The organism is Nocardioides sp. (genome assembly GCF_050246775.1).
Lineage (GTDB): Bacteria > Actinomycetota > Actinomycetes > Propionibacteriales > Nocardioidaceae > Nocardioides.
The window spans coordinates 830,496-856,040 of the sequence record NZ_JBFWVK010000002.1 but is presented as its reverse complement, the minus strand read 5'-3'; the positions used below and the strand labels follow the sequence as shown (position 1 = coordinate 856,040).

Sequence of the window (25,545 nt, the reverse complement as noted above, 5' to 3'; positions counted from 1 at the left end):
AGGCAACATGAACCGCTCGAGGGGGTAGCGGGAGACCTTGACCACCAATCGGTTGAGTCCGGTGTGGATCCTCGTCCCGCGGGAGAAGTGGCACAACACCACCATCGGCGAGGGCGCTGAAACGAGTGGCCAGAGGACACGCCTTCGGCATGGTGCACACCCTTCCAGCCGACACACATTGACGCAGATCAGAGTCACCTGTCCGTGCAGAGACCTTTGCCTCCGGGTTGCAGTGGTGCCGAGGGGAGTCCTCCGACCTAGGCCGTGAGGCTCGCCGCCCCGCCTCGATGGAGGCCACTTAACCCTGTCCGCGTGATTTTTCTTCATGTGTCGCCGAGCGGAACTGACGCATCGGGAGTGTCAATCGAACGCGAAAGATTTGTTTCCCTTTGCCGCCGGCCAAGAGAAGAGTACGTCCATCGCAGGACCCCAGCGAGAACTGAATCCAACTGTCGTGCAAACACCTTTCGGGGCAACGATGAAGGACCACTCTCGGCCCGTTGCGGGGGTGCAGCGGCTCGATCGATTGCACAAAGGAGACCACACATGAATGCTGAGCACCCGACCCCCTCTCGCCGAGGATTCCTCGCCGGAGGGCTGGCGATTGGGGGGGTAGCAGCGCTCTCGGCCTGCGGCGTTGGGGACAGTCCAGCACCCGAAAAGTCGCTGAAGATCTCCCCCGGAGGGCGGCTGCGCGTCGGCGTGGCCGGGGCCGGGAGCACGGAGAGCTTTCCGGGTCCGAAGATGGTGTCGTACATCGATGTCATCAGGACACGTCAGGTCTACGAGCGACTCACCACCTTTGATCCAAGCGGCCAGATTGTGAATGAACTGGCGCAGGATTTCAAGGCAAACGACTCGCTGGACACATGGACGATGCGGCTGATCCCGGACGTCAAGTTCTCTGACGGCAAGGAACTCACCGCAGCCGACGTTGTTTACACGTTCCGTTGGCATATGGACAAGAAGAATGCTTCGCTGGCAGCGAATGCCATCTCGAACATCGATCCTTCACGCGTGCGAAAGGTGGACGACAGAACAGTCGAGTTCGGCCTTTTCACGCCCAACGCGCTTTTTCCCCAGGATCTGGTTAACCAGAGCCTCGTCATGATGCCCGAGGGGACGACCGACTTCCGCAATCCCATCGGAACAGGCCCCTACGTCATGGAGTCGTTCGATCCGGGCAGCCGCATGGTCTTCGGCAAGAACCCGCACTACCGCATCGAGGGACGCCCGTATCTGGATCGTCTCGAAATTGTTTCCGTAGACGACCCTGATGCCCGAGTCGCGGCCCTGACAAGCGGGCAACTGGACGTTATCGGTGATGTCTCGCCTCTGAGAGCTCGCGAGATCTCACAGTCGCCGAGCCTGACACTGGCAGCGTCCAAGTCGGGATTCTTCCTCGAACACCTCATGTCGTGTACGCAGGCGCCGTTCAACGACGTCCGCGTGCGTCAAGCAATGCGGCTCCTCGTCGATCGCGAGGAGTTGGTGCAGAACGCCTTCCAAGGTTATGCGATGGTCGGCAACGATATGCCGAGCTGGTTCGACACCTCTGCGTACCCGGATGTTCCCCAGCGAACCTACGACCCTGACCAGGCGCGGTCCCTGCTCAAGGCTGCGGGTCGCGAAGACCTGGTCATCGATCTCTTTACCGGGAAGCACACTGCAGGCCTGTTGGAGATCGGGACCCTTTCCGCACAGCAGGCGAAGGCGGCTGGAGTCACCATCAAGGTGCATGACCAGGCGGAGCAGGTGTACTACGCAGAGGACTACGCAATCAAGCCATTCTTCTCCGACTACGTGACCGGTGGTCCGTATTGGTTCAACGGCCCGCGGCTTCAGCTCAAGGATGCGCCCTACAACGCTGCCGGATGGGTTGATCCTGACTTTGAGCGGCTGTATGCAGAGACGCGCCGGACTCCGGATCAGGGACGGCAGTTCGAACTTATGCGCGAGATGCAAACGATCACGTACGAGCGAGGCGCATGCATCATCCCCGTCTTCCCCGACTTCCTCGACGCTCACACGAAGAAGGTGGGCGGCCTCAAGAAGTCGGTCGTCCTCGGCCTTGGCTACCACAACTTCGTCGATGCGCACGTGCTCGCTTAGCTGGCAACCAACGCCCCGGTTCACACAGCCTGGGCTGGATCACCTGTCGAGAAAGATCTTCTGAGTTCGAGCGACCGTTGGCCGAGTATCCCCCACGCGACCCTCGAGAGTCGCGTGGGGGATGGCGCGCTCCATTGCACCGCGTCGTTCGAGCAGCGGGCTGGCGGACCACACTCCAACGGAGACTCGCAATGAGAACTTCTGGCCACCCACTGCCTGAAACGGATTTCACCGTCCACAGCAACATCGAAATGGCGATGCGCGACGGAACTCTACTCAAGGGGGACCTCTTCCTGCCGAGGGGCGATGGACCGTTCCCAACAGTGTTGATACGCACTCCCTACGGGAGGCACACGACGCTGCACTCCGAGCCGGGATGGTCGCTAAATGCACTCGAGGCGGCCCGCGCTGGCTACGCGGTCCTGATCCAAGGTGCACGCGGAACGTTCGACTCCGAAGGGGAGTTTGTCGAGTTCCTGGACGAGGCCCAGGATGGCGAAGACTCCGTTGCCTGGGTCGCGGCCCAGGCCTGGTGCAATGGCTCCGTCGGCATGGTCGGCGTCTCCTACCTCGGGATCACACAGTTGCTCGCCGCGGCCAATGGACCCGACGCTCTGCGTGCAATCGTGCCCGGTATCACTGCCTCAGAGGCCTACAACGGATGGACGTATCAGGGCGGCGCGTTCAACCTGGGTCTGGCCCTCTCGTGGAACGCGCGGCTCGCGTTGGCACGCCTGGAACGACGGGCCCAGATGGGCGAGGACGTCGCCAACGAAAAGGCGCGAATCGAACGTATCTTCGCCGATCCCGTCTCAGCGATGGAAACGTTGCCGCTGACCGCGTTGGCCGACGGTGTCTCGTCCATGTCCACCTACACTGATTGGCTGGCACATCCAAGTAGGGACCACTACTGGGCGGCAGGTTCTGTCGACGGGAAGTACGACCACGTTCGAGTGCCCGCCCTTCACACCGGCGGTCTTTACGACTGCTTCATCCAAGGCACTCTCAGAAACTACGTAGGACTGCGGCAAGGTGCCGCAACCAAGTTTGCGCGCGAGAATCAACGCCTGATCCTGACCCCGTGGGGTCACATCGCAACTCCTACGGATCTAGTCGGAGACCTATGGCTTGGTCCCGAAGCCAACTTTGACAACGCGGCCCTACCCGCCGAGACCCAAGCGTGGATGGACACCTTCCTCAAAGGCAAGCCAGCTGACGGTCAAGCACGAGTCAAAGTCTTCGTAATGGGGTCCAACACCTGGCGGACTTCGTCGGACTGGCCATTGCCAGAAGCAACCCCGACGCACTGGTTCCTGCGCAGCGACGGACGGCTGTCGCAAGTGGAGCCAGGGGCTGAGGCTCCTGATCATTTCACCTATGACCCAAGAAATCCTGTGCCGACAACCGGAGGGAGCACCCGGATCTGGATGGCAGGCATGCTTATGGGGCACGGGCCGCGAGATCGCTCAGCGATCGAACTGCGCGGAGACGTTTTGACCTATACCTCAGAAGTCCTCGACCGTGATCTGGAGATGGTCGGACCTGTCACCGTGACACTCGTTGTATCCAGCTCCGCGCCCGACACTGACTTCACAGCCGCACTCGTAGACGTGCACCCGGACGGGCGAGCGATCGGGCTGACTGACGGGATCCTGCGCATGCGATATCGCAATGGTTTCGAGACGCCCGAGATGCTCACGCCTGGAGTGGAGGTGCAGATCGAGATCGACCTGGTCGCTGTCGCAAACGTGTTCAAAGTTGGCCACCGAATTCGAGTGGAAGTCTCAAGCTCTAATTTCCCGCGCTTCGACAGGAACCCAAACTCCGGGGGGCCGGTGGCAGGCGCTCGGGAAGACGACATGAGAGAAGCCCACCAGTGCGTTTTCCACGACGATGCTCGTCGGTCGTACATCACGCTGCCGCAACTGAACAGCCACGAGTAGACGGGTATCACAATTGTCGACAAATGATCGTCTCCACGTCGTAGACCTCGCAGGGCTGCTCGCGGGCCAACTAGCTGCTCGAGCGCTTTCGGATGCTGGTGCGCATGTCATTCGCATCGACGGGCTTTCAGGCAACCCGCTAGGCGCTTTCGCTGCCGACCTGAGGCGTTCTCATCTCGCTACCTTGGCCTCAGTTGGCAAGACGCTCATGCGTGTGAATCTTGAAGAAACAGATGGGTCGGAATCGGCCGAGAGGGTACTCGAGCGGGCTGACGTCGTGGTGTTGAGCTACGACACGCCCCAAGAACTGCGGTTGTTGGCTGAGAGGATTGCGGGTCCAAGAGCTGTTGTCTGTGACATCAGCGTGGCTGATGAAGGTCTCGTGAACACCGACGACCCGATCGCGCAGGACGCGTTCGTGCAGGCACTTGCAGGCACTGCCCAAGTAAACGGTGATCCGATCGGCGCACCACTTCCGAATGCGGTCGGGCTCCTTCACAGTCTGACGGCATGCCACGCTGCAATCGCGATCTTGGCCGCCTGCATCCCGATCAGCGGCAGGAAGCCGGGCATCCGACTGACGGTCAGCATGCGGGACGTGGCCATCTCCATGGCGCTTGAGCACCACGCCCTGGCCCGCGATACCGGTGGCAGGCTGCCCGAGCGACGCCAGGGCAACCATTCGGACGGGGACACGCTTGGCATCTATCAAGGTCCAACCGCCGACTATGTCATCGAAGTGTGGGGCGAAGGTCCTGACAGCATGTGGGCCAGACTTGCCCGTGCGATGGATCGTCCAGACCTCGCGACGGACTCCCGATTTGCAACCGACCGCGCGCGTGTGGATCGCATGCCAGAGATCGCCGACGTGGTGGAGGCCTGGCTCCGCAGGTACTCGGACAGTGAAGTCGAGCGTCGCCTTGATGCCGCAAAGGTCACATTTGGGCGGGTCCTTCGAAGCGATGAGACCTTGCGCTTGCCTCAGCTTCGGGAGCGGGGAATCAGCACCGGGCGGTCGGGCGACAGCGCCCTGGTGTGCTTGCCGCTGTCTGGCGTGAGGCGAATCCCTGGTCTTCGGAATTCGGACGACGCTTCCCCTAGCGCTCACCTACCCAGTCGTGAGCACTTCCCGTCAGCTCCGTCCAAGAGCTCTGCGACCGTCAGCCCACTGGCGGGCATGAAGGTGGTGGAACTCGGCGCCGCGATTGCCGGGCCGATGGCCACTCGCATCCTCGCTGACCTCGGTGCGACCGTAGTCAAGATCGAATCACCGGGCGGCGACATGATGCGGTCATATCGACCAGCAACGTACGACGGCATGGCGATCTTCGCGCAGTTCTCGGCGGGCAAGCGGAGCATCGCCTTGAATCTGCAGAGACGGGGAGAGCGTGACATTGCGCACCGGCTGATCGCTCAGGCGGACGTCGTGGTTCAAAATGTCACCGCTGGATCATTGGACCGACTCGGACTCGGGTATGACCATTGTCGCCGTCTCAATCCTCAGCTCATCTACTGCTCTGTGAGCGGCTTTGGGCAGTCAGGGGACTGGCGGGCCAGGCGAGCGGTTGACCCCACTATCCAAGGATGGGCAGGAATCGTTTCGCTGATGGGCGAGCCAGGTGGTCCTGCGTTCCTCGATCGAGCAGGTTTTCTCGATTCAGGAACGGCTTCCCAGGCAGCCTTGTCATGCATCGCGGAGTGGGTAAGGGGATCTGAAGAAGAAGCAGATCGCAGTCTGGATGTCGCGATGCTGGACTCGGCGCTTGCCCTTGACTGTTTCGTGGCAGGGGCCATGTGGGGCGGGGCCGGTCACCTGCCGTTCCGCGCAGGCCGACTCCACGCCTTGGGCGCAACCGTGTCTGTAGTGATTGAGGATGCTTGGCACTTCGTTGAGGTATCAGGTTCGGGCCCAACGAGCGCTTGGGGTCGGCTCGCCTCGGCCCTTGGTCTCGATCAGAAGATCGAGGATCCCAGGTTCGTCGATGACGCCTCGCGACTGAGCAACTCTGCTGCCTTTGTGGACCTTCTGGATTCGGCGCTGAAGCAGGACCCTCCTACGGTGCGCTCGCTTGCGGCGATGAATGTCGCAGCGGTTCGTGCGGCAACCCCGTGGGAGGCAGTTCGCGACGGCACGGAGTCAGGGGGGCCGATGTTCGAGACTGTTGTTCAGGGCGATGGAAGAGCGTGCGAGACCATGCTGATGCCATGGAGGTTCGAGGACGAGCGGCTCGCTGTTGGCGTCTGTCCTGCACTGGACGAAGCACGAGCTGACCTTAGTGGTGTCTTCGAAATCTGAGTGAACGACTCGGTCGAACTCAGGCGACCCGAATTTCGCTGGAGTCATGTCGCATGCAGCGCTGCCGGCACGTTGAGTTCCTCGACTCACACAATCCGCATGTCAATGAAGCGCGAAGATTCTGTTTCTCTTTCTCGTGAACGTTGGAAAAACTAGACCAACTGGATGCCGAATCCGTCCGCCGGTGCCGACGGCCCTGTCAACGCAGAAGTGCCTCGCGGTGACTCTCGGGCCTCACGCAACGCGCTCTTCTTGCATTTCTAACGGTAGGAAATGATGACTCCGTTCCGAACTCTCTGCCACGCCGATGGGGGCGAGGAAGCATGAACCTCGCGCGCGTTGCTCGGGAGGTCCTGCTGCGGATCGTTGCTGCCCTCGGCATCATGTTGGGTGCATCAGCCGTTCTCTTCTTTGGGATGAACGCCCTGCCCGGAGACGCAGCGCTCGCCGCGCTCGGGAACCAGTCTGGTAACACTGAAGTAGTCGAACAGCTTCGCGTCGACTACGGCCTCAACCGGAACGTTTTCGCCCGGTACGGTGACTGGCTCATCGGAGCAGTCCATGGTGACTTCGGAACTTCGTTGTCGACGGGGATCCCGGTGTGGAAGCTCATCGAGTCGAGCGTGCGCAACACACTGGCTCTGACGTCGATCGTGGTGATCGCGCTGCTCGTGCTTGCGCTGCTACTCGGCGTCGTGTCGGCTTTGCGGAGCGGAGGGCTCGTAGACAACTTCATTGCGGTCGTCTCCTTGATCTTTGTTGCCACGCCTGAATTCGTCATGGGCGCGGTGCTGATCCTCGTTCTTTCGTCCGGGCTCGGCCTCTTGCCGTCTGCCTCGCTACTCGATCCCAGCCTGCCGACTCTTGCCCAGCCTTCCCTCTTGGTCCTCCCAGCGTTGACGTTGGTGTTGGTGACAGTGGCCCAGGCCACCCGAATGGTGCGGGCGGCGATGATTCAAGTTCTGGACTCTGACTACATCCAAGCCTCGGTCCTGCGAGGGGTACCGATGCGTCGCATCGTGTGGAGACACGCCTTGCCCAATGCCTCCGATGCCACCGTGCAGGTCATGGCGCTGACGATCGGCTGGCTCGTGAGCGGAGTAGTCGTCACAGAGGCGCTCTTCAACTACCCCGGCCTGGGATCAACGATCGTCAAATCCGTTGCCTCGCAAGACGTTTCCACTGTGGTCGCGGCCTCGATGCTTGTAACGGCGGCGTACGTCTTCGTTCAACTGATCGCCGAAGTGGTCACTATCCTGGTCGATCCCAAATTGCGAAGGGGAACCCAGTAATGGATGAGCGCGCAATTGCGGGACTGGTCTCGTCCGGTACTGAACCGGTGACCCTGGAAGAGTTGCCGGGGGAGACCCGGAACGGAATCTGGCGGCGAACGCTGCGGTCGCGACGAGGATGGATTGGCGTCACCCTTTTGGTGCTGGTGTCATCCGTGGCAGCGATCGGTCCCTTCGTGATGCCGCACGATCCGGCCGAAGTCGTGGGATTGTCCTACCTGCCCCCGAACGGGTCGCACCTCCTAGGGACCGACCAGTTGGGGAGAGACGTCCTCAGTCGCGTCCTGGACGGTGGCTGGTTGCTACTCATTTCAGCCTTGGTTGCGACATTGATCGCCTACGCCGTAGGTGGATCGATCGGGATGCTGGCCGGCTATCGTCGCGCACGGGCCCTCGACGTTACGGCTAGCTCAGTCGCGGACATATTCATCGCCGTTCCCCCCATCATCATGGCTCTCGGACTACTCACCACTCTCGGCACGGGTGTGGTAGTGACGACGGCCGCGATCGCGCTCGTGCAAGCGCCCAGAATCATGAGACTTGTTCGCACGTTCACAATAAGCATCCGTTCGAATGAGTATGTAGAAGCCGCAGTGGCGCGCGGGGAGAGCACGGCTTCAATACTTCTGCGCGAAATCGCACCGAACCTTCGATCACTCGTCCTGGCGGACTTCGGAATTCGACTCTGCTGGTCATTCATCATGTACGCATCCTTAAGCTTCCTCGGCCTCGGTCAACCGCCGCCCGCAGCGGATTGGGGACTGATGATCAGCGAAAACCGGGTCGGGCTCACCCTCCAGCCTTGGTCGGTCCTTGCGCCGATTCTCTGTATCTCGGTCCTCACGGTCGGGGTCAATATGGCTGCCGAAGCTGTCTCGGACTCAATCGGAAGGTCTGGCGGTGAAGCCTAAGACGGAGCAAGTCCCCGCCTTGGAGGTGCGGGGCCTGCGGATCGAGACATCGACGGGCATCGAGATCGTCGACGAAGTGAGCTTCTCGGTGAAGCCGGGGGAAGTGCTCGCCTTGGTCGGGGAATCAGGTTGCGGCAAGACGAGCACAGCCCTTGCGATCCTTGGCTACGCACGAAAAGGCCTGCGCATCGCGGCGGGTCAGGTCCTTATCGGCGGGGCCGATATCGCCGCCGCCACCGCCGCAGAACTGCGCCGCATCCGAGGGGCGCGCGTTGCCTACGTTCCTCAGGACGCATCAACGGCGCTCAATCCGCGGCGAAGAGTCGGCACGCAGATGCTCGAGGCGTTGACAGTACATGGGCATTCGGCCACCGAGGCGCGGGCGCGGACTCTGGAGATGCTGGCGAACCTGGAGTTCGCCAAGCCCGAAGAGATCCTGGGCCGGTATCCGTTCGAACTGTCTGGTGGACAGCAGCAGCGAATCTTGATCGCGATGGCACTCGTGGGTGAGCCTGACGTCGTCGTCCTTGACGAGCCGACGACTGGCTTGGACGTCACTACTCAGGCTGAGGTCTTGAAGGTTCTCAACAGTCTCGTCCTGCGGGGGACCAGCGCGTTCGTCTACGTCACTCACGATTTGGCGGTGGTTCAGGAGATCAGCCACCGCGTCGCGGTCATGTACGCCGGACGCATCATCGAATCAGGACCGGTCGACGATGTCTTCGGACAGCCGGCCCACCCCTACACCGCGATGCTCCTTGGATCTGTCCCGCTCATCAGAGAGAGACGAAGACTCACGAACGTCCCGGGGATGGTCGCCCCACCAGGTCAAAGGCCAACGGGGTGTTGGTTCCATCCGCGTTGTCCACTCGCGGAGTCACGGTGTCGAGATTCCGAGCCTGCAGTCACCTACTGGGAGGACCGCACTGTTCGATGTCTTCACCGTGGTGAGCTCAACTCACAGGCCGGCGACTTCGCGGCCGAGAGCGAGCCGATCGACGACGGCCCTCTCCTTCAGGTATCGAGCGTGTCAGCACGATATTCAAGGAAGTCCGAACCGGTCGTCGATGGCGTTACCTTCACAGTCTTCCCGCACGAGTGCGTCGCCCTGGTGGGTGAAAGCGGTAGCGGCAAGTCGACGCTAGGCCGATGTATTGCTGGGCTTCATGCCCCCAGCGGGGGACGCATTGAGCTGTTCGGACAGGGCCTCGCCAGTGTCGCGGATAGGCGCACGAAAGAACAGCGTCGAGCGATCCAGTTCGTGTTCCAGAATCCTCATCGATCTCTGAACCCCAGTCACACTGTCGAGCAGGCCATATCCCGGCCGTTGGAACTGTTCGGTGTCCCGCCCGATACCAAGACGATCGAACTCGTGTGGAAAGCCCTCGAGCGAGTCCACCTGCCACGACGAGCGCTGCACAAGTATCCCCGTGAGTTGTCTGGAGGCGAGAAGCAGCGGGTTGCCATCGCCCGCGCAATCGTCATCAACCCTCAGATCCTCGTCTGCGATGAGGTGACGTCAGCACTCGATGTCTCGATCCAGGCCGCAATCATCACGCTGCTGCAGGAGCTTCTCCACGATGGTCTCGGCATGCTCTTCATCACCCACAATTTGGGTGTCGTGAACTCCCTGGCTGATCGCGTTCTTGTCATGCGTGACGGACAACTTCGAGAGGAAGGCCCCCGCGCTCGAGTGCTGGCGAGTCCAAGGAGCTCGTACACGAGGGCACTGATGGACGCTGCGCTGGAACTGCGTATGCCGAACCCCCCGGTCGTCCCTGAAATTCACTAGCGCTCGACCGGTTGATCAGGTTGCCCCGCCGTCTGCTGAGCAGAGCAACGCACAGCACCCAGAGAAGGGAAAGCGGGCCCGAGCGGCAAAGTGAATAAGTGCATCATCCTCAAGGAGGAGTGGAGAACCAAGGAGACGCTCGACCCTGGGCCCAAACCCAGCAAGTAGGTCCACGCAGTATTCGTGCGCGCGTTCCCGAACGGGCTTTCAAGCATGACGCCATCGATTTCTGGACTCGTTTTACCGCAACCCTGAGCTCATCGAACAGGCGTTGAGTCCTCCAAGCAACAGCAGAACCACGAAACGACCACGGCGGTTGTAACCGTGATTAACAACAGAGTTCCACCACCCACTAGGCACATTTCTGTTTCCCCTGCGACCAGACGCAGTGACAACATCGCGTGGTCGGCGCTTTTGCTGACCGACATCAACAGAAAGGTAGATCATGAACAAGAAGTCACTTGAAGCCATTCCGGAGAGCCTTCGGACGGCTGAGATCTATCAGCGTGTTCCCTGGGAACCGACTGAGGGTCCCCGCGGATTCCAGGGTGGGTATTGGTCACTTCGTGTCGTGGGAGAGGTCGTGACCGACTTGACGATCCGGCTTGATGGACACAACTCCCTCCTCAGACGCTACGAGGAGGTCGACTTCCTTGCCCCAGTTCATGGTGGCGAGTACATGCGTTTCAGCTGCGAGCTCGTGGCAATCGGCGACACGTCCCGGACCATCGACTTCTGGGTCGACAAGGAGCTTGCGGAAGCGCCCCGTGGCTGGCCCCACGCGCAGGTCTTGGAGAAACCACTTCGTGTTGTCCAGGGACGGGCCATCCTCGTCGTGCCGCGTGATGCCGAGACAGCGTCCGGTGCGTAGTGCATGACTGCGCACATTGGTGACATCTCTCATGTGGGCGAGCTGCTGCGTGAGCAGGCTCGCCTGCATGGGGGCACAGACCTCCTTCACTTTGAGGACGAAGCCTTTACCTTCGCGGAAGTCAACGCACTTGCGAACCGCTACGCCCACAGCTTCCTGAGAATCGGGGTAGAGCCCGGCGACAAGGTCTGCACCTTGATGTCGAATTGCCCGGATCAAGTGTTCTGGTGGATGGGGTTGGCAAAGTTGGCGGCGGTGCATGCGCCAGTGAACAACGAGTTCCGCGGCTCCGCCTTGGTACACCTCGTTGAGAGCACCGACGCCACAGTTCTCTTTCTTGATCATGCGTTCGCCGAACGACTGGGACAGGTGGCAGACCGGCTGACAAAACTCACGAGCATCGTCTTTTGCGCTCCTGGATCGTGGACGCCGCCAACCGAGCTCACACGATTCAAACTGATTCGGCACGAAGACTTCTTGGCTAGTGACGAATCGGACGTCTTTCGTCCCGCGAGTCCGGGCGATCCCCTCATGCTGCTCTTCACGTCCGGCACGACTGGACCCGCGAAAGCCGTAGAGATAAGCCACAACTACGCTCTACACTCAGCCTCCGAACGGATTTGGCACATCGGTCTAACGCCGTCCGACGTGCTCTACTCGCCGTACCCGCTGTATCACGGGGCGGCCCCGCTCTGCGTATTCCTGCCGTCCCTCTTGCTGGGAACGACGGCGGTGCTGGCGCCTAGGTTCAGGGCCTCAACATTCTGGGACGAGATGCGCCGGCACGGCGTGACATTCTTTGACTTCATGGGGGCAGTGCTCGTCATCCTCTTCAAGCAGGAGCCCAAGGCTAATGATGCTGACAACCCGGTTCGGATCACAGTTGGGATTCCTGCCCCGGGCATCTGGAAGGAGTTCGAGGAGCGGTTTGCAGTCAAAGTCATGGAACTTTACGGTTCGATGGAGTGCTGCGAGGTTGCGTGGGATTCACTGGACGAGCCCCATCGCGTTGGCGCATGCGGGCGTGTCTGCGAGCACCACGATGTCCGAATCTTTGACGATCAGGACGTGGAAATGCCGCAAGGAGAAGTGGGTCAGATTGTCGTCCGGGCGCACGAGCCTTTTAGCCAGATGTCTGGATACTACGGCAACCCCGAAGCAACGGTTGAGGCATGCCGAAACCTTTGGTTTCACACAGGGGACAACGGGTACTTCGACGAGGACGGCTGGCTTCATTTTGTCGACCGCAAGAAGGACGCCATCCGCCGACGCGGTAAGAATATCTCCTCATTTGAGGTCGAGGACGCCATCAATGCTCATCCGGACGTGTTGGAGTCAGCAGCAATTGGAGTTCCCTCTGAGTTCACCGAGGAGGAGGTCAAGGTGGTCGTCGTGCCGCGCCACGACAGCCAACTGACTATCGACGAGGTCGTTCAGTTCGCTCGCAATGAAATGGCTCGTTACATGGTTCCGCGCTTTGTTGAACTGGTAGATGAGCTGCCAAAGACGACGACAGGAAAGGCGAACAAGAACGTTCTACGAGCACAGTGGAAGAATATATCGACCTGGGACTCAGAGGGCGGAGCGTTCCTGTCTGCTTTGGCAGCTCAGGTGGTGCACAAGGAAGAAGATGATGGTTAAGGCACCTGCAGAGACAGCTGAAACCACCGTCAGCGTGAGGAGCGGAATCAGGGCAACCATGCGCGACGGCACAGTGCTCGTAGCGGACCTGTTTCTACCCGTCGGGCCAGGACCCTTTCCCACTGTCTTGATCCGAACCGCCTACGGCAGACACTCGCTCACTCACACGGAGCCGGGTTGGTCGCTAGATCCCCTGGCAGCGGCGCGTGCGGGCTACGCGGTCGTCGTCCAGGATGGCCGAGGGACGGCTGACTCCGACGGACACTTCGTCGAGTTCATGGATGAAGCGAACGACGGGGAAGACACGATTGCCTGGGTGGCTGCGCAGCCGTGGTCCGATGGGTCCGTCGGAATGGTGGGGGTCTCTTATCTCGGGATCACCCAACTCCTGGCTGCGTCGAAGGCGCCGCTGGCCTTGAAAGCGGTCGTCCCGGGTATCACCGCGTCCGAAGCTTACGACGGATGGACCTATCAGGGCGGCGCATTCAACCTGGGTCTCGCGCTGTCGTGGGGCGTAGGTCGAGCGCTTGCCCGCTTGGATCGACTCGAGCAGCGTGGCCAGAACACGGAGCGCGAACGGCGGCGGGTCATGGCCATATTTGAGGACCCGGACAGAGCGTTCGGCACCTTACCGCTAGACGCGCTGCCCGTCGGGATCCCTTCGATGTCGACCTACGCGGACTGGCTTGCGCATCCCAGTCGCGACGACTACTGGGCACGGGGGTCCGTCAACGATCGCTACGAGGATGTTGATGTACCCGCGCTGCACATCGGTGGTCTCTATGACTGCTTCCTGAAGGGAACGCTGGAGAATTACGTAGGGTTGCGGAGCCGAGCTGCAACAGAGTTCGCAAGGGAGAATCAACGACTGGTTCTCGTGCCTTGGGGGCACGTGACAGCGCCGATGACTCGCGTAGGCGATCTTTGGCTCGGACCCCAGGCGAGTGCTGAGGCCGCGGCTGTCCCCGAGCAGACGATGAACTGGATGGACCAATTCGTTCGGAGGGCCGCAGCAGAGGAACGAGCCCGGGTCACCGTGTTCGTGCTCGGGGACAACAAGTGGCGGACGTCATCAGACTGGCCGTTGCCGGAGGCAGTGCCTATGCGCTGGTACCTGAACGAGGGTGGCCATCTGTCGCAGGAATCTCCGGGCCGCGAAGCCCTTACGGAATTCACCTACGACCCGCGAGACCCAGTCCCATCCCTTGGTGGAAGCTCACGGATCTCGTTGGGAGGTCGAGAACTGGAGATGGGCCCACGAGACCGATCGCAGCTTCAGCAGCGTCCCGACGTCATCGTCTTCACCTCGAGAGTCCTGGAAGACGACCTCGAGGCAGTGGGCCCGGTTTCCTTGAGTCTCTGGGTGACTAGTTCAGCGCCTGACACTGACTTCACGGCAACCTTGGTGGATGTCTTTCCAGATGGTCGAGCTATTGGAATCAGCGACGGCATCCTTCGGATGCGGTACCGGAACACATTCGCTCAGCCTGAGCTCATGACACCGGGAGTTCACTATCAGATCGAAATAGATCTTGTTGCTGTGGCGAATGTATTCAAAGCCGGGCATCGACTGCAGATCGAGATCTCCAGCTCCAACTTCCCGCGATTCGACCGCAACCCGAATAGCGGCGGGCAGATCGCTTCAGCGACCATGGAAGATCTCCGGGTCGCACAGCAGAAGGTGTACCACGGCGCAGCCAAGCGCTCCTTCCTGACCTTGCCGAGGGTGCTTGACCAACGCTTGGCGCGACCCTAGGGAATGCGCACTCGCGCTGTATGCACCATTGGGCGATCTAGAATTCTCGGGCTTGGCCGGTTGCGCACGCGATCCGAGTTACGAGGTCGTACTCCCGGTCACGCACTTCGGCGACTACCTGACGGAACGCTTCAGTGAGCCGGCTGCCCGCGCCTCGCCAACACACAGCGATTTCCGATTGAGGGATTCCTTCAATTGGCCGGAACACTAGCGACGGCCGAGGTGTGAAACGAGCCATAGAGATGGCCGTCGTCGTGATGGCCAGCCCTGCCGAGACCATCGCGAGTTCCTCCTCCATTGAGCCCGCCGTACGGTCCGCCCGGGGGAGTCGGGATTCGTCGGCGCCTGTGTCGCGTAAGGTCCAAAATTCGCTCCACGCCGCGTCGTCCGTCGCGGGCGCCATGATCTGTTGGTCCACAAGATCGTCGAGTGTCACCGAGGTCTCGCCGGCCAACTCGTGCGAACGATGGATCCCAATCGCTCGAGGCTCGAGGAGAAAGGGCTCGACGCTGAGATCTGGGCACGCAATCGGGAGCCGAATGAAAGCAACGTCAGTGGCGCCCGACCCCAGGCCGCAGGAAGGATCGCTCCATTGGTACGGGATCAGATCCATCTTGACGGCGGGAAACCGTTCGGCGAACTCCCTGAGAACCGGCCCTGTCAATTCGAGGGCAGAGATCACGGTGAATCCAACGCGCAACCGCCCTGCGATCACGCCGTTCGCGGCGCGAGCCTCCTCGCCCGCGGAGCGGAGTGCCTCGAGCGTGGCACGTGCGCCGTGGAGAAACACTTCGCCAGCCTGGGTGAGTGCCACCGACCGCGTCGTACGGATGAGAAGTTGGACCTCAACCTGATCCTCCAAAGCACTGATGCTGCGGCTGAGGGCCTGCTGTGACAGGTACAGCCTGCTTGCCGCGCGGGTGAAGTGAAGTTCTTCCGCCACGACCAAGAAGTGCCTCAGGCGTTGAGTGTGTACGTCCATCCTCATCCCAAACTGCGGAGAGTGTGCCCCGTCATGACCATGGTACTCCTAAATGGCTCGGTTATCTAGCCAATAGACCTTTGCCGAGGTCGATCGTGCGAGCGGCGCCCGCGCCTTGACGAGCTGGTGAAGATGGCCCTATCTTAAGGTCTAAAGATCAAGCCAAAAGACTTATGCCCCACGTGAGGGCCACTTTCAACCGAGGTGCCGATGCCGCTTCACCCTGTCGCCCAGCAGCTCCTCGAGGATGCTGCGTCCAGCGACCAACCCAACAGTCATCTCCTTCCCGTCGCGGTGGCCCGAGCGAACTTCGAGAACCTGTTCGGGTCGCTGCCTGTCGAGGACATCGCGTCCTTCGAGGACCTCAACGCGGCAACCGCCGATGGTCAGGTCCCGGTCCGCCTGTACAAGCCGAACACTGCCGGCGCCGCCACGCCCCTGATCTACTTCATTCACGGTGGAGGCTGGCAGATGGGAAGCCTGGACTCGCACGACGGCATCTGCCGAGCGATCGCGAACGCCACGGGGTACGCCGTCCTCAGCGTGGGATATCGACGGCCGCCCGAGCACAAGTTCCCCGCAGCTCCGCACGACTGCTACCACGCACTTGCCTGGGCCGTCGCCAACGCAGCGACGCTCGGCATCGACCCAGAGCGCGTCGCCATCGTCGGGGACAGCGCAGGCGGGAACCTCGCCGCCTCCGTCGCGCTTCAAGCTCGCGACAAGGGTGGCCCTGGCATCGCCTGCCAGGCTCTGATCTACCCGGCCACCACCTTCGATCTCGATCGAGGCTTCAACGCTGAGTTCGAAGGTTACGTGCTCTTCCGTGACGAGGTTCAGTGGCACAAGGACGCGTATTTCACCCACGCGGAGGAGGCGGAGTCCGACTACGCCTCGCCGCTCAACGCGGACTTGGCTGGCCTGCCGCCGACCCTGGTGCTCACTGCTGAGTACGACCCGATCGGCATCGCTGGTGTCGCACTGGCCGACAGGCTCGTGACTGCCGGCGTCAGGACCGACCATCGACAGTACGAAGGCATGATCCACGGGTTCATCCAGTTCCCCGGCCTCTTCAACGACGCGACCGCAGCCGTGGCGGACATCGCTGATCATCTTCGCGCCTACCTCGATGAGGGTGTCAGTTGAGCAAGTTCACCGGCCAGAGCGCCATCGTCACCGGAGCCGGTGGTGGGATGGGCCTCGCGATTGCCGCTGACTTGGCCAGTCGGGGAGCGCAGGTCGTCGGCGTCGACCAGAAGGAAGTGCCTGACGACTTCCCGGAGAACGCGACGTACCTTCGCGGCGATGTCTCCGACCCGGACCTCGCCCCCACGGCGGCCGCGGCTGCGCTCAAGGCCTCGGCGAACGGCAACGTCGACTTCCTGGTCAATGCGGCGGGTGTCGCCTGGTTCAACGATCCGGGTCTCCCGAAACCGCCCCTCCTCGATGGGTCGATCGTCAACATCGACCTTGACGCGTGGAAGCGGGTCCTGGACATCAACCTCACGGGACCGATGCTGTTCAGTCGCGCGGTGCTGCCGATCATGCTCGAGCACCGAGCTGGATCGATCGTGCACATCGCGAGCATTGCTGGCCTCCGTCTCGCGGACGGGGCACTTGATGCCTATCAGGTTTCCAAGGCTGGTCTGATCAGCCTCTCCCGTGCGATAGCTGCCCAGTACGGACCGATGGGCGTCCGGTCCAACACCGTGTGCCCCGGTGCGATCGCCACCCCGATGATCGCCGGCATCTACGAGAACGACCCGGCTCGCGAGGATTCGATGGCTCTGCGGGTGCCGCTCAGGCGTGTTGGCACCACCGATGACGTCTGCGCCGCCGTCACCTACCTGCTCTCCGATGCCTCTTCATTCGTCACCGGAACCGACCTCGTTGTCGACGGCGGCTGGCTCACGAACATGGGCTGAGCAGGGCGAACGATCAGCGGCTCAGCCACGACTCGATCGTGCGGCGGGTCTCGTTGATGTGCGCGGCCATGGTGACGGCGGCAAGCTCACCGTCCTTGTTGCGGATCGCGGTCAAGATCTCGGCATGATGGTCGTTGGCATTCTCCTCGATGTGACCGAAGATGGTGCCAACCGGGAGCCACATACGGCTGCGAGCCTGAGCGACGGCGGCCATCAGTTGCTCGTTGCCCGCGGACTCGGCGATGCCGAGGTGAAACGCCGAATCAAGCACCTGGAACTCAGTGACGTGCGCCGTCCCCTCGTCCCCACGGGACGCCTTGATCGCGTCGTCCATGCGGGTCACCAGGTCAGCCAGCTTGGGCAGGTCCGCGGCCTTGCGTCGCTCGGCTGCGAACCGTGCAGCACCGGTCTCGACGATGACCCTGAAGTCGAACGCGTCGCGGACGGCAACCTTGTTGCGTCGGAACTGCCGGCGTGCCTCAGCAGCGTCATAGGTCGGTTCCAGGACCAGGAACCCACCGCCGCGACCCCGCCGTACCGATATGCGGCCCTCACGCTCGAGCACCGCGATCGCGGCACGAACCGTGGTGCGAGACACATCCAGCATCTCCGCCATGTCCCGTTCCGCGGGTAGCCGGTCACCGGGCTTGAACTGGCCGGCATCCATCGACCGCCGGATCTGGTCCAGCACGAGTTCGTGTGCGGCGATCTGACGGACGGGTTCCAGGTTGGCGTGCTCGGCCACTGCTACCTCCTCTTTCCGGATGAAGGCTACTCCAATAGACCGATGCTCAGCCGGCAGCCCTCGCGAGGGGATGGTTCCGGTGATGTCAGGAAAAGGTCTACAGGTCTTGTCTTTAGTCCAATAGCGTCCTAGGGTTATTCGACACAGGGTCCGATCTGCACCCAAGAGCCTGAACCTCATGGAGACGACGATGTTCTATCCCCTGACCGTCAATGACTTCCTCTACCGTGCGGTCGAGGTGTTCCCGGACCGGACGGCTATCCACGACGAACCGCTCGCAGCTCAGTCATGGGAACCACTGACGTATCGGGACCTCGGGGAGCGAGCGCGATCCCTCGCCGCATCGTTGGACGCGCTCGACGTCCCCCAAGGTGGGCGCGTCGCGATCCTGTCCCAGAACTCCGCTCGGATGCTGACTTCGTTCTACGGCGTCAGCGGCTTCGGCCGGATCCTGGTCCCGATCAACTTCCGGCTCACCACCGCCGAGGTCGCCTACATCATCGAGCACAGCGGGGCCGACGTACTCCTTGCTGATCCTTCGTTCACGGACGTGGTCACTGCAGTGAACTGCAGGCACAAGTTCGTCTTCGCAGAGACCGATGCTTCGCTCTGGTCCAACTCCCTCGCCCCCCGCGAGTGGAGGCCCGAGGAGACTGCGACTGCCACGATCAACTACACCTCCGGCACGACCGCGCGGCCGAAGGGGGTGCAACTGACCCACCGAAACCTGTGGCTGAACGCTGCAACCTTCGGGTGGCACCTTGGCGTCAACGAGGAAGAGGTGTATCTCCACACCCTTCCCATGTTCCACGCCAACGGCTGGGGAATGCCCTTTGCCATCACGGGCTTTGGGGGGACCCACATCGTGCTGCGCCAGGTCGATGGTGAGGAGATCCTCCGCCGGGTCGAGCGGCATGGGGTCACACTCATGTGCGGGGCGCCCGCAGTGCTCGCTGCCATCCTGGAGGCCGCCAAGAAGTGGGATGGGGCCGTCCCAGGACGCGACCGGGTCCGCGTGGTCGTCGCTGGAGCACCTCCGCCAACCCGCCTCATCGAGCGGATCCGCGAAGAGCTCGGCTGGGAGTTCATCCAGATCTACGGCCTGACCGAAACCTCTCCGTTCCTCACCATGTCGCGCATGCGACGGGAGTGGGAGGACGTTCCCAGTAGCGAGCAGGCGCGACTCCTCGGACGGGCGGGGGCGCCCGCGATCGGGGTCAGGTTGTCCGTCGATCCGGACGGGGAGGTGCTCGTTGCGAGCAACCACAACCTGGACGCGTACTGGCGAAACCCCGAGGAGACCGAGCGGGCCCAACGTGGCGACGTCTTCCACACAGGGGACGGCGGCGTGATCGTCGACGGCTACCTCGCCATCCAGGATCGCAAGAAGGACGTCATCGTCTCCGGTGGCGAGAACGTGTCCTCGATCGAGGTCGAAGACGTGCTCGCGGGCCATCCGGCCGTCGAGGAAGTAGCGGTCATCGGCATCCCCGACGAGAAGTGGGGCGAGCTCGTCACAGCGCTCGTCGTCACCAACTCCGACATCCCCGAACAGGAACTGATCACCTACTGCCGCGAGCGACTCGCCGGCTACAAGACCCCGAAGAGGGTTGAGTTCCGAACCGAACTGGCCCGCACCGCAACCGGGAAGCTCCAGAAGTTCAAGCTCCGGGAGTCGTACTGGGCCAACCGCGAGCGCCAAGTCAACTGACGAATCACGGCCGCCGATGTGATCGGCAGCCGAGCCAACCCATGCACAGACCGAGTACGACGACGAGAGGTACCACAGTGACCCGGAGAGTTATCGTCACAGGCGGAGGCGGAGTCATCGGGCGCGCAATCTGCGCACGCCTGGCCCAGAGCGGATACGAGCCCGTCGCCGCCGACCTCGAAGGGGCGATCCCCGAGGGCAGGGACGGCTTCGCCTACCCCTTCGTCACGATGGACGTGACGTCCACCCCATCGGTCCGAAAGGCCGTCGCATCCGCAGTCGTCGACGGCGAAGCGCTCGCCGGCGTCGTCAACTGCGCCGGGATCCTCCGTGACTCGTTCGTCGGTGAGTTGGACGAGTCCAAGCTCGACCTGATGTTTCAGGTGAACATCGCGGGTATGGCCCGGGTGGTCGAGGCCACCGCCGACCTCATCCAAGACGGGGGTTCCATCGTCAACATCGGTTCCCTGACCGGACACTTCGGTCGGTTCGTCGGCGCCTCCGTCTACGGTGCGACCAAGGCAGGAATCGCGGCGTACACCCGCTACCTGGCCTCCGAACTTGCTCCTCGAGGCATTCGGGTCAACAACGTTGCCCCCGGCGTCATCCGCGCTCCCATGAGCCCCTCGATGGCTCGTGTGTCCGGCGGTGAAGAGGTGTCCGCCAACTACGCAATGCTCAAGCGCATCGGTGAGCCCGAAGAGGTGGCCGAAGTCGTCGAGTTCTTCATCTCTCCGCGATCGTCGTTCGTCACCGCGCAGACCCTGCTCGTTGACGGCGGGGTCGTCGCATGGTGACCCCGACCTTCACGGAGGAGCTCGTCGATACCGTGCGCGCCGCGAACAACCTCGCCTTCGAGCGACTCGACAACGCGGACCCCTGGGTCGTCGACGTTGCCGCAGCACGCGATGTCATCCCGAACTACCCCGACAACCTCGTGCTCACATCTGGCGCACCCATGGAATGGGTGGACTACTTCGGTGGACAACGTGAAGCCCTGATCGGAGGTGCGCTGTTCGAGGGCCTGGCCCCGACCCGCGAGGCAGCGATCGCTGGATTCGAGTCAGGCGCCATCGCCATCGGTGCCTGCCACGACTACAGCGCAGTCGGCTCGTTGGCCGGGATCTACACCGCATCGATGCCGGTCTTCGTCGTCGAGAACCGGGCTCACGGCAACGTCGGCTTCTGCAACTTCTACGAGGGCAAGGAACCGCGCCGCCTTAACTACGGCTGCTACGACGAAGGGGTCCGGCAGCGTCTCGAGCACGTCAACACGGTCCTGGCGCCCGTCGTCGGGGAAGCGATCCGGCGCACCGGAGGCGTGGCGCTCAAGCCGCTCATTGCCCGTGCCCTACGCATGGGAGACGAGGTCCACAGCCGCAACGCTGCCGCGTCGGTGCTGTTCAATCGGGAGATCCTGCCAGCGGTTCTCGACATGGTCCACGACGGTTTCCCCGGTGTACGCGACAGCATGGTGCACCTGGCTGAGAACGACTACTTCTTCCTGAGACTCTCGATGGCGGCTGCCAAGGCCTCGGCCGATGCGATGGTCGTGCCCGGCTCGACGCTGGTGACTGCGATGGCGTTCAGCTGTCGCGGATTCGCGATCAAGATCGGCGGACTTGGCGACCAATGGTTCGAAGGGCCGCCGCCGGTCCATGAGGGCAAACTCTTCGCCGGACACACCGAGGACGAGATCACCTGGATGGGTGGCGAGTCGCCGATCACCGAGACCGTCGGTCTCGGAGGCTTCGCCCAGGCCTGTGCCTTGACATTGCAGGAGTACCAAGGTGGTTCCGCCGAGGTCATGATCGAACGGAACCTGCAGATGTATGAGATCACCCACGGTGAGAACTCGGCCTACAGAATCCCGCTGTTCAACTTTCGCGGCACACCCACTGCGGTGGACGCGCGGAAGGTGCTGGACACGGGCATCTCCCCGGTGATGGACGTGGGCCTGGCGGGGCTGGACGGCGGCCAGATCGGTGCGGGCATCATCCGCGCGCCGCACGAGTGTTTCGAGATGGCCATGGCGGCGTTCGATGCGCTGCCTGACCGCTGAAGGAGCAGGTGGGTCTTGACACCTGGCTAAAAGGCCGAAAGAATAGACCAAAGAACCTACTACGACGAGACGGTACCCATCATGACGTCAGCAAGCTCGACCTCCTCGCCCCAGGCGGGCGCACACGATGTCGCGATCATCGGTACGGGATTCAGCGGCATCGCGGCCGCAACCGCCCTGATCAAGGAGGGCGTCGATGACTTCGTCATGTTCGAGCGCTCACCGGACATCGGCGGCACCTGGCTGGTCAACCGCTACCCAGGGGCCGAGGTCGACCTCGAGTCCCACATCTACTCCTTCTCCTTCGAGCCCCACGACTGGACTCGCACCCACGCTGACTGGCGCGAGCTGCTCAGCTACCTGCAGGGAGTGGCTCGCAAGTGGGGTCTGTACGAGCGGACCCTGCTCAGCACCGGGGTCGCAGACGTCACGTGGGATGAGACCTCGCGGACCTGGAGCATCCAGGACGAGGCCGGCAGCACCCACGGACCTTTCAAGGCAGTCATTTCCGCGGTCGGCTTCCTCAACACCCCGCTCATCCCGTCGTTCCTCCGAGGAGAGACTGCGTTCGAGGGCGATCTGTGCCACACCTCCTCCTGGCGCGACGAACTGACCTTCAAGGACAAGGCGATCGGCGTCCTCGGCACTGGTTCCTCGGCCGTCCAGGTCGTCACGGAGGCCGAGAGGCAGGGCAAGTCCGTCAAGGTCTTCCAGATCGAACCGAATTGGCTCCTGCCCAAGGGGGCCCGCGACTTCACCTCGGCCGAGCGCAGATGGAACAGACTCCGCCCGGTCTACTACTTCCGTAGGTACCGCCTGTACCTCGACTACGACCGGCGCCAGTACAACGCCGCCCATGCTCGGGTCGGGACATGGGTCAACACGAAGCGGCTCAAGGCTGCGAAAGAGTTCCTCCACCAGGAGATGTCCTCGCGACCCGACCTCGAGGCGCTCCTCACCCCGGCCTTCTCCATCGAGGCCCGCCGCACCGTCGTCAGCGACACCTACTACAAGAGCCTGTTGTCCCCGAAGGTCGAACTCGTCCCACACGCCGTTACCGACGTCACGCCGTCTGGCGTCGTCGACGCGACCGGGGAAAAACACGAGCTCGACCTGATTGTGCTCGCCACCGGATTCGATGCGGCGAACTTCATCAGCACCTACCGGACCGTCGGCGAGCACGGCATCGTCCTTCGTGACCAGTGGGAAGGCGGCGCCGAGGCGTTCCTCGGTGTCATGACGCCCAACTTCCCGAACTTCTTCATGATCTTTGGTCCGAACACGAGCGGCATCCCGCTGGTCACCTACTACGAGGCTCAGGCGAAGTTCGCGGCCAAGGCAGCGAAGCGACTCGTCGCAGGCGGCGCCAGCAAGATCACCGTCAAGACGTACCTGAACGACCTCTACAACCGACGCCTTCAGCGCCGGCTCGAGAAGACCGTGTGGGTGGAGGTCTCCAACTATTTCCAGGGGACCAGCGGCAAGGTAGTCAGCCAGTGGCCCTTCAGCCCGACCGCATATCTGATCGGCCTGCGCTTGGCGCGATGGTTCGGCATGGACGTCAAGTAGAGCTGAGCCTGATGAGGCGCGTGTGGGGCGCGATACTCGCACTGCTCCGTCGCGACATTCTCGCCGACACACCCGAGGGTCGTGACCGAATGGAGGCCCTCGTCCGGTCCACCTTTCGTCCCTGAGCTTCGAACCCGACAATCCACGAGGACTGCAACGACATGGGCAACCTGGATCAGAAAGTAATTGTCGTCACCGGTGCGGCAGGTGCGATCGGCCGCGCGGCCGTATCCGCGTTCAAACGTGAAGGCGCGACAGTAGTCGGTGTCGACCTGCGCCAGGTCGACACCGGCGCGGATTGCTTCGTTCGCTGTGATCTCACCGAGGAAGATCAAGTGCGAGATCTGTACGCCGGCGTCGTGGAGAGGTTCGGACGTCTCGACGGACTGTTCAACAATGCCGGCGTGGCGCTGGCTGAGGACACCTCGGTCCTCACCGAGGACCAGGCTGTGTTCGACCGGACCCTACGCATCAACGTCGACAGCGTGCTCCTGTGCTGCAAGCACGGCATTCCGTACCTCATCGCTGACGGAGGTGGCGCAGTCGTGAACACGGCCTCGCTCGTCGCGAGCATGGGCTCCGCCGTCTCCCAGATCGGGTACACGGCTTCCAAGGGCGCTGTCGTCGCAATGTCGCGCGAGATGGCGGTCGAGTTCGCCCGGAAAGGTGTGCGGGTGAACACCCTCAGCCCCGGACCTGTGCAATCCCCGATGCTCGACGGCCTGTTCAGTGCCGACCAGATTGCTCGGCGCATGATCCACGTGCCAGCCGGAAGGTTCGGCACGGCCGAGGAAATGGCCGAGGCCGCCCTCTTCTTGCTCAGCGACGCCGCGGGCTTCATCAACGGTATCGAGCTGATCGTCGACGGTGGAATCTCAGCGGCGTACGTCACCCCGGAAGACTGACGTCAGCGACGCTTGTCTTCATCAGTCAAATCCCAGGCAGCTTCGGGTGGCGTCGCGCCAACGTCGGAGTAGGCGTGTGCCGGGATGAGGGAGCGGTCCTTGTAGATGGACCACGTGCACACCTCCCGCCCCGGATCGTCCTCGCTGGGCCGGACCGGCGGTGAGATGACCCGCAGTGGAAAGCCCAATCGTTCGATCGGAGCGCGCTGCTGAAGCTGGCAACAATGCACGCAGTACAAGCAGACACCCGTGGTGCGCCAGGCCCAGTCGTGCTCCTCCGTGGTGAATCCCCGAGGGTCGCCATCAGCGCTGGCGGAATCCGGATAGGTTCGCCCGCCCGACCCGCACGGGGCGAACTCCAGGACCCAGCGGTCCGCTTCCTCGCGGATCTCGAACCGTCCATCGCGGTCGGGACCGGTCAGGTGGCCACGCACTGCTTCGAAGATGTCCAGGCCGAGCCGTTCCACTGACTTGTCCCAGGAGCGGATCGTCGGGTGGTACTTCTCAGCAATAGTCTCGTAGTACCGCCTGAGCAGCGTGTCCCAGAGCGGGCCGACCGAGGCCTCGCCGAGTTCCTCCGCGGCGACCGCGAATAGATCCGCCAGCTGGTCGGTTGCCGGATCGTGGGCGGCGAGCCAGGTCGATCGAGCCAGCGCCAACACTGCGGGTGCCTCTGGGTCGACGGTGGCGGCAAGGTCCGCGAATCGTGTGATGAGGTCGACGTATCGCACCCAACCACTCTCGAGATCGTCCTTCACCCTCCTGCAGTCCAGCCGCTTGGGTGCCAGAGCATGTTCGGGAACTCCGTGCGCCGCGAGCAAGCTCGGAAGCTCGCCCAACCACAGGGCGTACAGGTCGAATGCCTCCTGTGCTTCCTGAACCGTCATCCTGGCAAGCGAGGCAGCATCGTCGGCTCGACCCTCGATGAAGGCGTCGAGTGCCAGCACGTAGGACGAACGGCCCTGCTCCGCCCATGCGTCGGACCGGACGTCGTGACCGAGGGCCTCGGAGAAGCGGGTTGGGTCAGCCATC

At 62.4% G+C, this 25,545-nt stretch carries 19 protein-coding genes; 16 read left to right on the top strand and 3 right to left on the bottom strand.

The genetic code is table 11. The annotated features are described in order from the left end of the window. The first annotated feature begins 546 nt into the window (after nucleotides 1-546). The 9 genes from AB7I40_RS13980 (at nucleotide 547) to AB7I40_RS13940 (ending at nucleotide 14,614) form a co-directional block, all read left to right on the top strand. Nucleotides 547-2,112 carry an ABC transporter substrate-binding protein gene (locus tag AB7I40_RS13980; RefSeq protein ID WP_428348020.1) on the top strand — a complete coding sequence of 522 codons (1,566 nt, stop codon included), beginning with the start codon at nucleotides 547-549 and terminating at the stop codon, nucleotides 2,110-2,112. A 191-nt stretch (nucleotides 2,113-2,303) separates the two neighbouring features. Further along, nucleotides 2,304-4,055 carry a CocE/NonD family hydrolase gene (locus AB7I40_RS13975; protein ID WP_428348019.1) on the top strand — a complete coding sequence of 584 codons (1,752 nt, stop codon included), beginning with the start codon at nucleotides 2,304-2,306 and terminating at the stop codon, nucleotides 4,053-4,055. Between the two features lie 13 nt (nucleotides 4,056-4,068). Continuing rightward, the gene (locus AB7I40_RS13970) at nucleotides 4,069-6,351 is read left to right on the top strand and encodes a CoA transferase (protein WP_428348018.1); all 2,283 of its coding nucleotides are present in this window, start codon (nucleotides 4,069-4,071) and stop codon (nucleotides 6,349-6,351) included. A 323-nt stretch (nucleotides 6,352-6,674) separates the two neighbouring features. After that, a complete protein-coding gene (locus tag AB7I40_RS13965) occupies nucleotides 6,675-7,643 on the top strand; it encodes an ABC transporter permease (protein WP_428348017.1) in 969 nt (322 codons plus the stop codon). After that, nucleotides 7,643-8,554 (top strand): ABC transporter permease, encoded by a 912-nt coding sequence (locus tag AB7I40_RS13960; RefSeq protein WP_428348016.1) that lies wholly within the window; start codon nucleotides 7,643-7,645, stop codon nucleotides 8,552-8,554. The genes AB7I40_RS13965 and AB7I40_RS13960 overlap by 1 nt, the downstream gene beginning before the upstream one ends. Beyond that, entirely contained in the window at nucleotides 8,544-10,346 is a 1,803-nt protein-coding gene (locus tag AB7I40_RS13955; protein WP_428348015.1) for a dipeptide ABC transporter ATP-binding protein, read from the top strand. Before AB7I40_RS13960 ends, AB7I40_RS13955 begins: the two co-directional genes overlap by 11 nt. Before the next feature lie 445 nt (nucleotides 10,347-10,791). Then, nucleotides 10,792-11,217, top strand: coding sequence for a hypothetical protein (locus AB7I40_RS13950; RefSeq protein WP_428348014.1), 426 nt, complete (start codon nucleotides 10,792-10,794; stop codon nucleotides 11,215-11,217). A 33-nt stretch (nucleotides 11,218-11,250) separates the two neighbouring features. Then, nucleotides 11,251-12,858, top strand: coding sequence for an AMP-binding protein (locus tag AB7I40_RS13945; RefSeq protein WP_428348013.1), 1,608 nt, complete (start codon nucleotides 11,251-11,253; stop codon nucleotides 12,856-12,858). Next, nucleotides 12,848-14,614, top strand: a complete 1,767-nt coding sequence (locus AB7I40_RS13940) for a CocE/NonD family hydrolase (RefSeq protein WP_428348012.1) — start codon at nucleotides 12,848-12,850, stop codon at nucleotides 14,612-14,614. Before AB7I40_RS13945 ends, AB7I40_RS13940 begins: the two co-directional genes overlap by 11 nt. Before the next feature lie 37 nt (nucleotides 14,615-14,651). Here the strand turns inward: AB7I40_RS13940 and AB7I40_RS13935 are convergent, their stop codons facing one another. Then, nucleotides 14,652-15,596, bottom strand: a complete 945-nt coding sequence (locus tag AB7I40_RS13935; protein WP_428348011.1) for a LysR family transcriptional regulator — start codon at nucleotides 15,594-15,596, stop codon at nucleotides 14,652-14,654. A gap of 210 nt (nucleotides 15,597-15,806) precedes the next feature. Here AB7I40_RS13935 and AB7I40_RS13930 point away from each other — a divergent pair, with 210 nt between their 5' ends. Continuing rightward, nucleotides 15,807-16,742, top strand: a complete 936-nt coding sequence (locus AB7I40_RS13930; RefSeq protein WP_428348010.1) for an alpha/beta hydrolase — start codon at nucleotides 15,807-15,809, stop codon at nucleotides 16,740-16,742. Then, nucleotides 16,739-17,521: an SDR family NAD(P)-dependent oxidoreductase gene (locus AB7I40_RS13925; RefSeq protein WP_428348009.1), complete on the top strand. Its 783-nt coding sequence runs from the start codon at nucleotides 16,739-16,741 to the stop codon at nucleotides 17,519-17,521. Before AB7I40_RS13930 ends, AB7I40_RS13925 begins: the two co-directional genes overlap by 4 nt. Nucleotides 17,522-17,534: 13 nt before the next feature. Here AB7I40_RS13925 and AB7I40_RS13920 read toward each other — a convergent pair whose 3' ends face one another. Next, nucleotides 17,535-18,266 carry a FadR/GntR family transcriptional regulator gene (locus tag AB7I40_RS13920; RefSeq protein ID WP_428348008.1) on the bottom strand — a complete coding sequence of 244 codons (732 nt, stop codon included), beginning with the start codon at nucleotides 18,264-18,266 and terminating at the stop codon, nucleotides 17,535-17,537. A gap of 178 nt (nucleotides 18,267-18,444) precedes the next feature. Between AB7I40_RS13920 and AB7I40_RS13915 the strand changes: the two genes are divergently transcribed. From AB7I40_RS13915 to AB7I40_RS13895, 5 genes are all read left to right on the top strand, one after another. Beyond that, a complete protein-coding gene (locus tag AB7I40_RS13915; RefSeq protein WP_428348006.1) occupies nucleotides 18,445-19,977 on the top strand; it encodes an AMP-binding protein in 1,533 nt (510 codons plus the stop codon). Between the two features lie 77 nt (nucleotides 19,978-20,054). Further along, nucleotides 20,055-20,774 (top strand): SDR family NAD(P)-dependent oxidoreductase, encoded by a 720-nt coding sequence (locus AB7I40_RS13910; protein WP_428348005.1) that lies wholly within the window; start codon nucleotides 20,055-20,057, stop codon nucleotides 20,772-20,774. Next, nucleotides 20,768-22,039 (top strand): DUF1116 domain-containing protein, encoded by a 1,272-nt coding sequence (locus AB7I40_RS13905; RefSeq protein ID WP_428348004.1) that lies wholly within the window; start codon nucleotides 20,768-20,770, stop codon nucleotides 22,037-22,039. Before AB7I40_RS13910 ends, AB7I40_RS13905 begins: the two co-directional genes overlap by 7 nt. Nucleotides 22,040-22,120: 81 nt before the next feature. Continuing rightward, nucleotides 22,121-23,608 (top strand): flavin-containing monooxygenase, encoded by a 1,488-nt coding sequence (locus AB7I40_RS13900; protein ID WP_428348003.1) that lies wholly within the window; start codon nucleotides 22,121-22,123, stop codon nucleotides 23,606-23,608. 161 nt (nucleotides 23,609-23,769) lie between these two features. Continuing rightward, nucleotides 23,770-24,513: an SDR family oxidoreductase gene (locus AB7I40_RS13895; protein ID WP_428348002.1), complete on the top strand. Its 744-nt coding sequence runs from the start codon at nucleotides 23,770-23,772 to the stop codon at nucleotides 24,511-24,513. A 2-nt stretch (nucleotides 24,514-24,515) separates the two neighbouring features. On the opposite strand, the gene AB7I40_RS13890 is transcribed toward AB7I40_RS13895, so the two are convergent. Further along, nucleotides 24,516-25,544, bottom strand: coding sequence for a hypothetical protein (locus AB7I40_RS13890; RefSeq protein WP_428348001.1), 1,029 nt, complete (start codon nucleotides 25,542-25,544; stop codon nucleotides 24,516-24,518). Nucleotide 25,545 lies beyond the last annotated feature (1 nt).

Coding starts and splice junctions, on each gene's coding strand:
- AB7I40_RS13980 (WP_428348020.1), top strand. CDS start 547: ATGAATGCTGAGCACCCGACCCCCTCTCGCCGAGGATTCCTCGCCGGA.
- AB7I40_RS13975 (WP_428348019.1), top strand. CDS start 2,304: ATGAGAACTTCTGGCCACCCACTGCCTGAAACGGATTTCACCGTCCAC.
- AB7I40_RS13965 (WP_428348017.1), top strand. CDS start 6,675: ATGAACCTCGCGCGCGTTGCTCGGGAGGTCCTGCTGCGGATCGTTGCT.
- AB7I40_RS13960 (WP_428348016.1), top strand. CDS start 7,643: ATGGATGAGCGCGCAATTGCGGGACTGGTCTCGTCCGGTACTGAACCG.
- AB7I40_RS13950 (WP_428348014.1), top strand. CDS start 10,792: ATGAACAAGAAGTCACTTGAAGCCATTCCGGAGAGCCTTCGGACGGCT.
- AB7I40_RS13940 (WP_428348012.1), top strand. CDS start 12,848: ATGATGGTTAAGGCACCTGCAGAGACAGCTGAAACCACCGTCAGCGTG.
- AB7I40_RS13935 (WP_428348011.1), bottom strand. CDS start 15,596: ATGGACGTACACACTCAACGCCTGAGGCACTTCTTGGTCGTGGCGGAA.
- AB7I40_RS13930 (WP_428348010.1), top strand. CDS start 15,807: ATGCCGCTTCACCCTGTCGCCCAGCAGCTCCTCGAGGATGCTGCGTCC.
- AB7I40_RS13915 (WP_428348006.1), top strand. CDS start 18,445: ATGGAGACGACGATGTTCTATCCCCTGACCGTCAATGACTTCCTCTAC.
- AB7I40_RS13905 (WP_428348004.1), top strand. CDS start 20,768: ATGGTGACCCCGACCTTCACGGAGGAGCTCGTCGATACCGTGCGCGCC.
- AB7I40_RS13900 (WP_428348003.1), top strand. CDS start 22,121: ATGACGTCAGCAAGCTCGACCTCCTCGCCCCAGGCGGGCGCACACGAT.
- AB7I40_RS13895 (WP_428348002.1), top strand. CDS start 23,770: ATGGGCAACCTGGATCAGAAAGTAATTGTCGTCACCGGTGCGGCAGGT.
- AB7I40_RS13890 (WP_428348001.1), bottom strand. CDS start 25,544: ATGGCTGACCCAACCCGCTTCTCCGAGGCCCTCGGTCACGACGTCCGG.